General features: G+C 39.1%; 10 protein-coding genes. 6 read left to right on the top strand and 4 right to left on the bottom strand.

Annotation, left to right across the window (positions count from 1 at the left end; all coding sequences use genetic code 11):
- The first annotated feature begins 6 nt into the window (after positions 1-6).
- The 6 genes from AOR04_RS16870 to add all read left to right on the top strand — a co-directional run bounded on the left by AOR04_RS16870 (position 7) and on the right by add (position 8796).
- Positions 7-984 (top strand): DUF2914 domain-containing protein, encoded by a 978-nt coding sequence (locus AOR04_RS16870; protein ID WP_096793962.1) that lies wholly within the window; start codon positions 7-9, stop codon positions 982-984.
- 35 nt (positions 985-1019) lie between these two features.
- The gene (hemC, locus tag AOR04_RS16865) at positions 1020-1958 is read left to right on the top strand and encodes a hydroxymethylbilane synthase (RefSeq protein WP_096793961.1); all 939 of its coding nucleotides are present in this window, start codon (positions 1020-1022) and stop codon (positions 1956-1958) included.
- The gene (locus AOR04_RS16860; RefSeq protein ID WP_096793960.1) at positions 1959-3800 is read left to right on the top strand and encodes a uroporphyrinogen-III synthase; all 1842 of its coding nucleotides are present in this window, start codon (positions 1959-1961) and stop codon (positions 3798-3800) included.
- Positions 3797-4906, top strand: a complete 1110-nt coding sequence (locus tag AOR04_RS16855; protein ID WP_096793959.1) for a heme biosynthesis HemY N-terminal domain-containing protein — start codon at positions 3797-3799, stop codon at positions 4904-4906. The genes AOR04_RS16860 and AOR04_RS16855 overlap by 4 nt, the downstream gene beginning before the upstream one ends.
- 78 nt (positions 4907-4984) lie before the next feature.
- Complete coding sequence (locus AOR04_RS16850) at positions 4985-7669, top strand: CHASE domain-containing protein (RefSeq protein ID WP_096793958.1); 2685 nt, start codon at positions 4985-4987, stop codon at positions 7667-7669.
- Between the two features lie 125 nt (positions 7670-7794).
- Positions 7795-8796 carry an adenosine deaminase gene (add, locus tag AOR04_RS16845; protein WP_096793957.1) on the top strand — a complete coding sequence of 334 codons (1002 nt, stop codon included), beginning with the start codon at positions 7795-7797 and terminating at the stop codon, positions 8794-8796.
- Between the two features lie 54 nt (positions 8797-8850).
- Here the strand turns inward: add and AOR04_RS16840 are convergent, their stop codons facing one another.
- From AOR04_RS16840 to AOR04_RS16825, 4 genes are all read right to left on the bottom strand, one after another.
- Positions 8851-9261, bottom strand: a complete 411-nt coding sequence (locus AOR04_RS16840; RefSeq protein ID WP_007377343.1) for a CBS domain-containing protein — start codon at positions 9259-9261, stop codon at positions 8851-8853.
- Between the two features lie 163 nt (positions 9262-9424).
- Positions 9425-10138 carry an NAD(P)H-flavin reductase gene (gene fre, locus AOR04_RS16835; RefSeq protein WP_008136172.1) on the bottom strand — a complete coding sequence of 238 codons (714 nt, stop codon included), beginning with the start codon at positions 10136-10138 and terminating at the stop codon, positions 9425-9427.
- 109 nt (positions 10139-10247) lie between these two features.
- Complete coding sequence (ubiD, locus tag AOR04_RS16830; protein ID WP_096793956.1) at positions 10248-11714, bottom strand: 4-hydroxy-3-polyprenylbenzoate decarboxylase; 1467 nt, start codon at positions 11712-11714, stop codon at positions 10248-10250.
- Between the two features lie 71 nt (positions 11715-11785).
- The gene (locus AOR04_RS16825; protein ID WP_096793955.1) at positions 11786-13816 is read right to left on the bottom strand and encodes a methyl-accepting chemotaxis protein; all 2031 of its coding nucleotides are present in this window, start codon (positions 13814-13816) and stop codon (positions 11786-11788) included.
- Between the last annotated feature and the right edge of the window lie 21 nt (positions 13817-13837).

Here is a 13837-nt window from a genome sequence, read left to right as displayed (position 1 = left end):
GTCAATATGAGTCAAAAAATAGTTATTAAAGCAAATGTTAAACGCGAACTACAAGAGAGCTTACCAACGGTAAGTTACGAGTGGAATTGGCGTCGTATTGTGAGTATTGCTATGTTGGTATTAATGACCTCTGCAGCTGTTGTGTATGGTTTAACAACGTCAGTCAGTGCAGAACAAGGCGAGCATCCAAATGAGCAAGAGCACTTTTTAAGTTTTAGTAATAACGCAGAGAACCAGACAAGCGATGAAGTAACGGATGTTGAGCCAGACTTATCGGTAAACAATATCCCAGATGAGTCTGTGGAGATAACGCAGACGAGTATCGAACCGTTGTCAGCTGCGCAAAACGAAAATCAAAAAAACATCTCAAGTAAAACACTAGGCGAAGTCGAACTTGTAAATAATAATACGGTTTTATTAGCTAACAACGATATTGTTACTGATCAAAGCGAAAGCATTAATATAGAGTTAAACTCAAATATTGATAATGAAGTACAAGAAAAAATCGCAGAAGCTCAAAATGAAGCTGAGCTAGCCAATCAGAGCGACTTACTCTTAGAGCTAGAAAACGATGATGGCGCATTGAGTGGCACTGAAGGCTTTTCGCCTACCGCGCAAGTTGCAAGTGTGGCATTGGGCGCGCAAATAGACACGGGTAAAATTAGCCGTGCAGTACTTACTCGAAAAGTAAGCCGACGTGAGCCTACAAATGTGTTTGCTGCTGACATTCGTTTAAGTCAGTTTGAGGAGTCATTATCATTTTTTAGTGAACTTAAAGGCTTACAAGGTCAGCAGGTAAAGCATGTGTGGTCTTTTGAGGGCACTACGATGGCTGAAATTTCGCTCAATGTAACCTCTACTCGCTACAGAACATACTCAACGAAAAATATTATGGCCACGCAAACAGGTCACTGGCGTGTAGATGTCGTTGATGGGCAAGGTAACTTGATAGCTCAAAAAGAATTTAGAATTTTAGCAGACTAAAACTAGCTAAACGCAGTAATTAATTGGATACCCTTATGACAGAAAAAACAAAATTAGTACGTATCGCAACGCGTAAAAGCGCCCTAGCACTTTGGCAGGCCGAATTTGTGAAAGCAGAGCTTGAGCGTTTTCATGCAGATGTGTGCGTAGAATTAGTCCCTATGTCGACGCAGGGGGATATAATTTTAGATACGCCATTGGCTAAAATTGGCGGTAAAGGCTTATTTGTTAAAGAGCTAGAGCAAGCTATGTTAGATGGTCGCGCTGATATTGCCGTGCATTCTATGAAAGACGTGCCAGTAGAGTTCCCAGAAGGATTGGAACTACATACTATTTGTGAGCGTGAGGATCCACGCGATGCTTTTGTATCAAACAATTTTGCTAATTTAAGTGAGCTACCACAAGGCGCTATTGTTGGTACTTCGAGCCTACGCCGCCAGTGCCAAATTAAGGCGCTTCGCCCTGATTTAGATATTCGTGATTTACGCGGTAATGTAAATACGCGTTTAGGTAAATTAGATGACGGCCAATACGATGCTATTATTTTAGCGGCAGCGGGGCTTATTCGTTTAAAAATGAAGTCGCGTATTGCTGACTACATTGAGCCAGAAGTGTCATTACCAGCAAATGGTCAAGGCGCTGTAGGTATTGAATGTCGTATTGATGATGAAGTAACCAAAGCATTACTTGCACCACTTGAGCATACACAAACACGTATTCGCGTAAACGCAGAGCGTTCGATGAATCGCTATTTAGAAGGTGGTTGCCAAGTTCCTATTGGTGCTTATGCATTAGTTGATGGCGAGCAAGTACATTTACGTGGTTTAGTTGGTGCTGTTGATGGCAGCGAAATTTTACGTGACGAAGTAACAGGCCATGTAAATGACGCAGAAAAATTAGGTATTGAGCTTGCTAAAAAATTACTAGCTCAAGGTGCAGATAAAATATTAGCTGAAGTTTATAGAGACGCATAAATGACACATATTCTGATAACTCGGCCCGAAGGAAAAGGCGCAGCCCTTGCTCAGCAACTTGAGCAAGCGGGTTATCAGGCGTCTTTGTTTCCGGTATTAAAAATAACGCATTTAACACCCTCTAGCACTGAACTTAGTCCGCTGTTAAATGCGGATAAAATAATATTTATATCGCAAGATGCAGTCAGTGCACTTTCGCAATTAAAACCAGATATAAATACCAAAGCGCAGTTTTATGCGGTTGGACAACAAACAGCCGATGTTATATATGAGCAATTTGGTGTGCGCGCAGCAGTACCAAAGCAGTATGATTCAGAAGGGTTACTTGCGCTTAAATCACTCGCCGAGGTGGATGGCTGTAATATAGTATTAGTTAAGGGCCAAGGTGGCCGCCCTGAGTTAGCTAAAACGCTCAAAGAGCGCGGTGCTTTTTTAAATAATTGTGTTGTGTACAAACGTGAACCCACAGAGAGTATCACCTCTGACTGGACAGACCACTGGAAAAGCCAGAATGTACACGGTATAGTCATAACAAGTAATGCAGCAGTTGATGCTATATTTAAAAGCCTTGCTGCACAACAACTACTATGGTTACAACAGTGCCAATTTTATGTTGCCAGCGAGCGGATAGCCGCTTATTTAAAGCTGCAACAAGTAAGCTTGGCTAATATACATATTGCAGCAGGGGCTAGCGATGATGCTATGTTTACCTGCATAAATCAGCAAGGTAGCAACATGAGCGAACAGTCAAAGCCAGTTACGGCAGAAAAAGCCACACCAACAACAGCTAACACAGCCTCAGCTAAATCAACAAAGCAAGAGCCTGTAGCTACAAAAAATACGGCAGACAAAAATAAACAAAAGGTAAGTAAGGTTGCAGCACTTGCGCTTTTGATTTCGTTAATTGTGGCCTCTGGTGTTGGATACGAGTTTTATCAAAAATTAAATGCTGGTAAGGCGCAAAACCTAGCCGTTAATGAGTTAAGCGAGCAAAATAAGTTACTCGTTCAAGAGCTGCAAGCACTTAAATCGGCGCAATCTAATTTACAGCAAGCGCTGTTTAATAGTGAGAAAAAAATTGCCACAGCCCTCAGTGAAAGTGCAGCTCAAAATCAGCAAGAATTGAAAGCAGCTTTGCAAAAGGCGCAGCAACAAGGCTCGTCTCTAAACCCACAAGAAGTAACCAGTTTACAACGTATGGCTGAGTTTAAACTATGGGCTGAAAAAGATTACCAAGGCACTAGTGCTGTTTTAAAACGCTTAGATGGATTACTTAGTGAGCATCCAGGAACAGTTGAAGTTCGCCAAGCTATTATGCAAGACATACAAACACTTGATAGCCTTAAACCTGTTGCAACAGAGGCTATTTATTTACAGCTAAACAGTGTACTAAGCAGTATTGACGACTTAGTTTTTAATGCAGTTAATTTGCCAGAAGAAGTTACCGAAGTAGATGAAAATGTATTAAGTGAAGACATAAATGATTGGCAGCAGAATTTAAATAACAGCTGGGGTCGCTTCTTAGACAGCTTTTTAACACTTCACCATCGAGAAGGAGGAGTAGTTGCTCCATTTCTTGATGAGCAAGAGCGTCACCTCGTTAATCAACGTATTAAGCTTTATATTACTCAGGCACAAGATGCGTTACTTAGTAAACAAGCTAGCATTTACTTTAGTACTTTAAGTGAAGCAAAACGCTTAGTTGATGAGTATTTTAAGAAAGACGATAACGCTACACAAAGGGTTTTAAAATCAATAGCTAGTCTTGAAAAAGAATCACTTAACTTTAACCCTAAAGTAACACTTCAAAGTACACAGCAGGTTAAGGAGTGGGTGCAATGATAGGGCTAATAATACTGGTTATTGCGTTAGTACTTGTTATTGGTGTAGCTCCTTACGTTATAAATGAGAAAGGTTATGTCCTTTTCTCATTTAATAACTATACAGTTGAGGGCACTATGATTGCTTTTTGCGGTACAGTGATAGTTATTACTGCGATCGTATTTATTACATATAAGCTAATCCGCTACTTATTATCGATTTATCATAATACTAAACATGGCTTTTTTGCACGTAGCCAAGAGCGCAAACAAGCAGCTATTGAGCAGGCTCTGTGGAGTGCTATTAATGATGATTATGAGCATGTAGAGCAGGCTTTATCGGGTAATAGCGTACCAGATAAGTTTGAAGATATTCGCTTAGCATTACTTGCAAAAGCAGCGCTTGCTAATAATCAAACAGATAAAGCACTTGAGCGTTTATTTGAAATAAGCCCTGAGCATCAACTAAAAGTGGCGAAACTTTGGCTAGCAAGTGGCGATAGTAGCGCAATTGAATCGCAGATGCGTGTAAGCGCCGAATCTAAAAAAGCTACTGCGCTTGAGTTAAAGCTGTATACCGAAGTGTTGGTGCAACAGCAGCACTTTAATGCTTTAGAAGACGTTTTACCAAGATTGTTACGCAAAAAGGTGTTTTCAAGCGAGCAGTGGACACGTGTTTTTAATGCTTACTTTTCAGCTCTGCCAATTGAAAAAATTACACATAAATATAAACAGCTTCCTAAAAAGCTACAAGCTTATGCGCATACTGCTTATTTAGCGAAAATGGCAGCGTTAGGTCAGCTAGCTGTAATTGAGGGCGACTTGATAAAAATGGTTAAACACAACGAACAGCACAATCAACTTGCCTATATCTTAAATGGCGCAGCCAATGCTGATGCAATCAAGTTGCAGACCTGCATTCAAGAGCGCCTTAAAAAAGATGAAAGTAATAATGCCTTATTACTAGCACTTGCTTGCCTTGCCAATGCACAAGGTGACTATGATTTAGCCGCAAGGGTATTTGATAAAGCGTTGAACTCTGAAAATAAAAAACAGTACGCGGAACAAGCTGCGCTAAGCTATAGTAAAAGTGCACAAACTGAGAAAGCACTGGTTTTGTATCAATGAGCTTAAATATGAAAAACTAAACTAAACTAAACTAAACTAAACTAAACTAAATGTAAGTACAGGTATAGGAGCTGAGTATTGAAAAATTTATTCGTATTAACTTTCAGCCTAGCCAGTGCTTACTTTTTAACTGGATTTGCTAGTAATCTTCTTCTTTCTATTGATGGTTATGCCGTTGCTTCATGGCCTCCTTCGGGCATTGCACTGGCTGGACTTTTACTGTGGAATCGTAGAGCTTTACCTGGCATCATTATTGGTGCGTTATTAACAAATATAGTTAACCTCGATAGCGCATCTGATATCTTCAATTGGCAAATTGCCATTCAAGCCTTGTTAGTTACTATAGCGTCTGTGTTGCAAGCATGGATAGGCGCTCAATTTATTACAAAAGTTATAAAAGCCCCCCTTGATCTCTCTTCTTTAAAGCATTGTATACAAAGCTTATTTATAGCTGGTCCAGTGTGTTGTGTTCTGGCTGCAGGAGTCGGTACGTTTTTATTAGTTAGTAATCACGTAATACCAGCACATGGCGCTATTGATAATTTTATCGCATGGTGGATAGGTGATAGCGTTGGAGTATTAATTTTTACTCCGCTGGTGCTTGCGGGGTTTAACTATCAACAAGTTCAAAATAGGCTGCAGGTTATTATTCCTTCTCTAATGATATATATCATTATTAGTGCAGGATTTTATACTGCGTCTAATTTTAAAAAAGAAAAAGAAATACAAAAACAAGAGCTTAAAATATTGTCTGTTCAAGATGCTATAAGCCAACGAATTGATGAAGTGTCAGCCCATCTAAGCTTGCTAGCAACATTTTTTGCAAGTAGTGATGAGGTGACTTTTGATGAATTTAAGCTATTCACTTCTAAACAGCTTAGTTATAGTCAAGAAATTGTTGCATTTGAATGGGTACCTTACATTTCAGCAGAGCAATTAGCCGATTTTGAACGCTCAGAAAATGCTCAATACATTGATGATTACTATGTAAAAGAAAGATGGTCAGAAGGGGTATGGGAGCCAGTAAGTTCACGTGACTTTTATTACCCTGTACTTTATGCATACCCATTGATTGGTAATGTAAGTGTTATTGGTTTTGACTTAGCCTCAAATAAAGGGAGGGCGGCAGCATTACACAAAGCAAAAATTTTAAATGAGCTAGTGCTGAGTGAGCCAATCGATTTAGTACAAAATACGCAAGAAAAAGGTGTGTTATTTTTGCACCCTGTTTTTGGAAACTCCACTACTGAAGATGACTTTAAAGGGTTTGTTGTTGCAGTAGTAAGCCTTAAAAAATTATCGCAATCGTTATTATTTGATCAAAATAACCTCGTTGCAGCTAGCTTTTTAGATGTGACTTTACCCAATCAAAAACAGAGTATTTACACAGCCGATACTCATTCTTTTGAACTATTAAAAGAATACCAATTACTTATTGGCAAGCGGATCTGGCAAGTGCAATTACATGAGCCTGTAGTTAGAACATCATGGTTAATGTATTGGCTTGCACAAATAGTAGGTATGCTATTTGTGTGGTTATTAATAACTTTTTTGATTTCGGTTACTGGTACAAATATACAAATTCGTGAGCAAGTGGCAAAACAAACTCGTGTTTTACGTCAAGAAAAGCAAAAAGCTGATGAAGCAAGCCATATTAAAAGCCAGTTTTTAGCTAATATGAGTCATGAGGTGCGCACACCTATTAATGGTATAAAAGGACTGCACTATTTAGCGCTGCAGCAAAATGATTGGCCACAGGCTCGAACTTATATAGAGCAAGCGGATGGTGCGCTTGGTGTGTTACTGAGGGTATTAAACGATGTACTCGATTTCTCTAAGATGGAAGCTGGCAAACTTGATTTAGTACAAGAGCCAATTAATGTGGGTCGCTTAGTGGATGAAGTGACGAATTTAATGCAATTTGAAGTAGATGTTAAGTCACTGGAATTGCATCTCGATTACGATAAAACAACAAACTTAACTATTCATACCGATCCTATTCGTTTAAAACAAATACTTTTAAATTTACTTAATAATGCAGTTAAATTTACAGCGCAAGGCTGCATAACACTTAAAGTATGGCAATCAAAAAAGATGACTTATTTTAGTGTTAACGATACGGGTATTGGTATTAGTGAAGCAGCTCAAAAACAGTTGTTTAAACCTTTTTCTCAAGCCGATAGTTCTACTTCTCGACAATATGGTGGCACAGGACTAGGTTTGAGTATTTGCAAAAAACTGGTTGAGTTGATGGGAGGGGCTATTGATTTAGCTAGCCACGAGGGTAAAGGCTCTACTTTTACATTTAGTGTGCCGTTGAATTCCCCCCTACCAAAAGCAGAGCAGGTACAGCAACAATATAATGAGATAGATGTTGAGAGCTTATCGTTTACTGATTATAAGCTGCTTTTAGTTGAGGACAATTCTTTAAATCAACATGTTGCTAGTGCAATATTAAAGACCAAGGGGTGTGTAGCTGATATTGCGAGTGATGGGTTTGAAGCAATAAAAATGTTGACTACCAATAGTTATGACATTGTGCTGATGGATATTCAAATGCCAAATATGGATGGTTTACAGGCAACCAAAGTTATCCGTAATGATTTAGGGCTGATTGATTTACCTATTATTGGTTTGTCTGCCAACGCGCATGATGATGATGTTAAAAAAGCAGTTGCTTGTGGAATGGATAACTATATAACCAAGCCAATTGATGCTAATACGCTATTTAAAACACTGTGGCATCATTTATCACATAAATAAGTTACGTTATTTTTGCACAAAAAGCAGACATATGACCGCTTAAACTTACCGCAAACCATATAGACTTGAAAAATAACTATATCTGCGTATCATGCGCGCAAATTTAACTAAACTGGGTTGCTATTATGATCAATAGAAAATTACCTTTGCTAGATATTCACCGCCATTTAGACGGTAATGTACGTGCGCAAACCATATTAGAACTTGGTCGTCAGTTTAATATAGAGTTACCTGCAGATAATGTTGAGGCACTCATTCCTCATGTTCAAGTTATTGATCCTGAGCCAAATCTTATGGCTTTTTTACAAAAGTTAGATTGGGGTGTTGCAGTACTTGGCGACTACGATGCGTGTAGGCGCATAGCGATTGAAAACATTGAAGATGCTCAAGCCCAAGGCCTTGATTACGTAGAGCTTCGTTTTAGCCCTTACTATATGGCACAAAGCCAAGGTTTACACCCAGAAGGGGTTGTAGAAGCGGTTGTTGATGGTATTAAATCAGCAACAAAAGGCGCAAACATAAAAGCAAATTTAATTGGTATTTTATCGCGTACTTATGGCGTAAAAACATGCCAGAAAGAGCTTGATGCATTACTCGCATTTAAAAATGATTTAGTAGCGGTTGATTTAGCCGGTGACGAAATTGGCTTCCCGGGTGAGTTGTTTGTAGCGCACTTTAAACAGGTACGAAATGCCTATTTAGCATCGACTATTCATGCTGGAGAAGCTCTTGGTGCTCCGAGTATTTGGCAAGCAATTAATGAATTAGGGGCGAGCCGAATAGGGCATGGCGTTAAAGCCATTGAAGATCCAAAGCTCATGGATTACTTACGCGATAATCGCATTGGTATTGAGTCATGCTTAACAAGTAATATTCAAACCAGTACAGTGAGCGACCTAGCTAAGCATCCACTTAAGCAGTTTTTAGATCACGGTATTTTAGCGTGTATTAATACTGATGATCCTGCTGTGGAAGGGATTGAAATTGAGTATGAATATGCAGTTGCAGCACCTCAAGCTGGTTTATCTCAAGCTGATATGGAAAAAGCCCAAGCAAATGCATTAGAAATAGCATTTTTAAGCGATGGCGATAAAAAAGAACTTTCGGCAATCGTTAGCGCACGTTAATTTAAGAGTATTAAAAATGCCGCTTTATATAAGCGGCATTTTGTTATCTGCAATTTAGTGTGTTTGGCAGCTTATGTAATTATCGTAAAGTGCTTTAAGTACATCTGCCCGGCTGATCATACCGATTACTTTAATGCCATCTACAACTGGGTAGTTTTTTGGTTTACCAGGCTGCATTTTTTCAGCAAGCTCAATAATATTTGTATCACCATCTATAGTAACGACTCCTGTTTGCATAAGCTGCGATACTTTTACTATGCCATCACAAAAATAACTGCTTTGCATAAGTGGCTTTAAAAGCTCTTGTTCGGAAATAAATCCGACTAGGCATTTATCTTTATCGAATACTGGTGCACCAAGCAGTTTAAATTTTTGTAGTTCTGCTATAGCGGTGGTCATTTCTGTATCTGGTGTTATGTTTGGTAACTTGCGTTGCATAAAATCTTTTACTTTTGTATTTAGCATTTGGGTCTCTCCCGCTGATGTTCTATACAAAGTATGGTTTATAGATAGGGATTTAGGAAATTGTTTATACTGATGAGATTGATAGATTTTAACTATTGAATTTTTGTTATTATAAAAATAAAGGCACTAGGTGCCTTTATTTATAAGTAAAAGTTAATTTTAATTACTTTATAAATGCGAATGCGTCGGCGTACATGTTTTCACGAATTGCACCATGAGTAATAAAGTCATCACGGACTATACCTATCATGTCAAAACGACCCGCCATATAAATATCATATGGGGCAAGTGATACGATATCTTGCATTACGGCTTTGTGTACATAGCCAGTATGACCTTGCCAATTCGCTGATGGATTTTCTACCACAGGGATAAACTCAAAGTTTTTATGGCTATCGGCCCATGTTTGCATTTCTGTGTGCGCGTATAAAGCTGACTCTTCTTTTACACCCCAGTAAAATAATACAGGACGGTCGCACTTAATTTCAGCTAAGTGATCAGCCATTGATTTTGCGTATGAAAAACCAGTACCGCCGGCGAGTAAAATAATAGGACGCTCACATTGCAGGCGCAACTGTGAAATACCTAGGCCAGCTTCAATGTCTACTAACTGCCCTGTGGTATGGGCGTTTCGTAAATGTTCTAACGATTGCATTGCATAAGAATCGGCACCAGATGCGCCAATATGCAGTTCTATTGCATCGCACTGTGAAGGGCGGCTAGCAATAGAAAAAGCACGTTTGTCTTTTTCGCCTAATACGAGTTGCATGTATTGGCCAGCTTCAAAGGTCACAGGTTGTTGTGGCTTTAAAATTACTTTATGAACAAATTCTGTAAGTGGGCTGATAGCTACAACTTCAGCTTTTAATGTTTGCATTTTTTACCTTTTAGCAGCGCTTTTAACAGCAGATACGCAATCGAATGACTCGATTCTAACATATCTGCAGGGTTATTTTATAGCCTGTTATGTACTTACATATAAACACTTAAACAATATTAAGGCTTTCCCAAATATCATCTACGCGGTCTTTGGTGTCTTTATCCATAACAATAGGCTCGCCCCATTCGCGGGTGGTTTCGCCAGGCCATTTATTGGTAGCATCCATTCCCATTTTTGAACCAAGGCCAGAGACTGGCGATGCAAAATCGAGATAATCAATAGGTGTGTTCTCTATTAATGTTGTATCACGCGCTGGATCCATTCGGGTTGTTATAGCCCAAATAACATCTTCCCAATCACGGGCATTAATATCGTCATCGCACACAATTACAAACTTGGTATACATAAACTGACGTAAGAACGACCAAACCCCCATCATCACGCGCTTGGCATGGCCAGGATATTGTTTTTTCATTGTTACAATCGCCATACGGTACGAGCATCCTTCTGGCGGAAGGTAAAAGTCGACAATTTCAGGAAATTGCTTTTGTAATATCGGCACAAACACTTCATTAAGTGCTACACCTAAAATCGCAGGCTCATCAGGCGGTCGGCCAGTAAATGTGCTGTGATAAATAGGGTCTTTACGATGCGTTAAGTGAGTGACCGTCATTACTGGAAAGTCATCTACTTCATTATAGTAACCGGTATGGTCACCATAAGGACCTTCTGGCGCCATTTCACCAGGCATTATGTAACCTTCAAGTACTATTTCTGCACTGGCAGGGACTTGTAGGTCATTTGAAATAGATTTTACAACTTCGGTTCTGCTACCACGTAATAAGCCAGCGAATGCATATTCGCTTAGAGTGTCAGGTACAGGCGTTACGGCACCTAATATAGTGGCAGGATCGGCACCTAGTGCTACCGATACAGGGTAAGGTTGCCCTGGGTTTTCTTTACACCATTCTTGAAAATCAAGCGCGCCACCACGATGTGACAACCAACGCATAATTATTTTATTTTTTCCTAATAATTGCTGGCGATAAATACCCAGATTTTGGCGTTTTTTATATGGGCCTTTAGTGACCGTAAGGCCCCAAGTAATTAATGGCGCTGCATCACCTGGCCAGCAATGCTGAATGGGCAACTTAGTTAAATCGACATCATCACCTTCTAAAACTATTTGTTGGCAAGGCGCTTTTTTAACTTCTTTTGCTGGCATATTAAGCACTTGCTTAAAAATAGGTATAGCGCCTAGAGCTTCTTTAATGCCTTTTGGTGGCTCAGGCTCTTTTAAAAAAGCGAGCAGTTTACCGACTTCACGTAGCTCGCTAACTTCTGTTTGGCCCATTCCCATAGCAACGCGCTTTGGTGTACCAAATAAGTTGGTAAGCACCGGCATATCGTAGCCTTTTGGATTTTCGAATAATAACGCAGGACCTTTTGCACGCAATGTGCGATCAGATATTTCGGTCATTTCAAGATACGGGTCGATTTCTTGGGTGATACGTTTAAGTTCGCCTTTTTTCTCAAGTAAATCGATAAAATCACGTAGATCTTTATATTTCATTGTGGGCCGCTATTAAGCAAAAGAGTTGAAGTATTATACCCATTTCATGCAAGGCAAGTCATTACTTGTGCTTAAAACTTAAAGCGCTCTACGGCACTCGTTAGAGAGTGTGCAAGTTGATTTACGTCTTCACTTTCGCTTGCTAGGGTTGTCGCGTTTTTGGCATTTAAGGTGGCTTGCTCTGTTACCTTTGCCATTATTTTTTGGATGTCGTTACTATTAGTTAACTGTTCATGAGAGGCCTTTGCTATTTGTTCGCTCATTTGATTAACCGATAGTAATGTGCTTTTTATACGCTCTACAGCTTTATTTAGTTCAGCACTATTTTCAACACATTTTTTGGCTTGTTGTTGGCCATCGTTAATTTCACTTTGTGTTGTTTTAGTATGCTGTTGTAATGTTTGGATCATGGTATTTATTTCGCTTGTTGAGCTTTGTGTACGCGCAGCTAGTGAGCGAACTTCATCAGCGACAACTGCAAATCCTCGTCCATTTTCACCAGCTCTTGCCGCTTCTATTGCAGCATTGAGCGCAAGCAAGTTTGTTTGCTCAGCAATACTGCTAATAGTCTCTACAATGGCACCAATGAGTTCGGTAAATTCAGCAAGCTCTTTTGTGCTACTAACTGCCTTATCTAAACGGCTTAATAGTGCCTCAATACTTTGGCTATTTTGATTGGCTATTTGGTTAACGTCATTAGCAAACTGTGAGGCGTTAGTTATTTCATTTGATGTGCTATCAGCTTGTTCGTACACGACTTGTGAATTATCTAGCATACTTTGTGCAAGCGCAGTTGCTTGTGCGCTCCGCTCTAGCTGTAGTTGGGCAACAATGGTCATTTGCTGACCTTTTTCACTGGTTTGAATCGCTGATTTGTCCAGTTCATGTGCATCGTTACTAATTGCTTTTATTAAATGGCTTAAGTCGTCACTAAGTTTATTAATATTGTTAAGTAAAGTGCCAAACTCATCTTTACTGCGTGGATGGCTGCGCTTAGAAAAGTCACCTGAGGCTATGCAAGCTAAATCACGATTTACTTTATTAAGGGGCTTTAGCATTGCATTGGTGGTAAAAATTGAAATTATGATCACCAGTATAATCAGTACAAGGGCGATTATAATTACCGAGCTTGAGCCCATATTAATGGCTGATTTGGCATTATTTTGAAGGGTGTTAAATCGTTCATCAGCAAGTTTATTAAGTTTAAGTAATTGGTTTTCTGTGTTTATAAATTCTTGTTGAAAGCGTTCAAATTTTTGTTGCGCCGTTGTTTTGTTTTCAATCGTTTTCTTTTGTTTTACGTAAATACCATTTGGCGCATTTAAGAGATCCCTTAAATCGTTGAACTCAATAGTAAGTTGGCCGATGTTTAGATCATTACTGAAAGGTGCCGCCTGCTGCTCTAGGTAAGTAAAGTTAGGCTGAATATTATCGAGTAAAAACAAAGTATCTTGTTGGTGATTACTTAAGTCGCTAGTACTTGTAGTTTGAGTGATGCTTTTAACATTGTTACTTAAATTAAATAGTAGATCATCAATACGTGTTGCCGTACCAAACATAGAATCGAGTAGAGGCTGTTGTGTTGAAGGTACTTCTAATAGCTCTATGTCAAGCAAACGATTACTCAAGCCACTCAATTGCTCAATGAATTCTTTAATAAGTGATAGGGCCGAGTTTTGTGCTTTAAATCGTTGTTCCTTTGCACTAAACATTGCAGCACTTATTTTGCTTAGTTGATTAAAGTTATCAGTTGTTGCTGCAAGTAAAGCTTGCATATTTTGCTGCTGAAACAGTTGGGATTCAAGCGCATTAAGCATTGTTAGAAATTGCTCTTGCTCTGCGTATGCTTGGTCTTTATTTCGCAATAGTGAATCTGGTTTGGTCTGGCTGTAAGCAACAGCATTAAATTTAGTTATGGAAAGAAGTGAAAGCCTTAAATTTTTACTAACTTGTTGTACTGGAACGGCTAAGGTTTCTATACGTGAAGTAGTAATACTAATTTGGTTTAACGACCAATAAAAAAACACACAGCTAGTCAGCATTAACAGCCCTATGGCAGAAAAAGCTAAGATTATTTTATGTTTTATAGCAATAGAGCGCATAACTTCATCAACAAAATTAAC

Origin of the sequence: Pseudoalteromonas sp. 1_2015MBL_MicDiv, assembly GCF_002407505.1 — a bacterium.
Classification (GTDB): domain Bacteria; phylum Pseudomonadota; class Gammaproteobacteria; order Enterobacterales; family Alteromonadaceae; genus Pseudoalteromonas; species Pseudoalteromonas fuliginea.
The sequence above is the reverse complement of the archived record's forward strand: the minus strand, read 5'-3'. Positions and strand labels throughout refer to the sequence as shown.

Coding starts and splice junctions, on each gene's coding strand:
- AOR04_RS16860 (WP_096793960.1), top strand. CDS start 1,959: ATGACACATATTCTGATAACTCGGCCCGAAGGAAAAGGCGCAGCCCTT.
- AOR04_RS16870 (WP_096793962.1), top strand. CDS start 7: ATGAGTCAAAAAATAGTTATTAAAGCAAATGTTAAACGCGAACTACAA.
- ubiD (WP_096793956.1), bottom strand. CDS start 11,714: ATGAAATATAAAGATCTACGTGATTTTATCGATTTACTTGAGAAAAAA.
- fre (WP_008136172.1), bottom strand. CDS start 10,138: ATGCAAACATTAAAAGCTGAAGTTGTAGCTATCAGCCCACTTACAGAA.
- add (WP_096793957.1), top strand. CDS start 7,795: ATGATCAATAGAAAATTACCTTTGCTAGATATTCACCGCCATTTAGAC.
- AOR04_RS16840 (WP_007377343.1), bottom strand. CDS start 9,261: ATGCTAAATACAAAAGTAAAAGATTTTATGCAACGCAAGTTACCAAAC.
- AOR04_RS16825 (WP_096793955.1), bottom strand. CDS start 13,816: ATGCGCTCTATTGCTATAAAACATAAAATAATCTTAGCTTTTTCTGCC.
- AOR04_RS16855 (WP_096793959.1), top strand. CDS start 3,797: ATGATAGGGCTAATAATACTGGTTATTGCGTTAGTACTTGTTATTGGT.
- hemC (WP_096793961.1), top strand. CDS start 1,020: ATGACAGAAAAAACAAAATTAGTACGTATCGCAACGCGTAAAAGCGCC.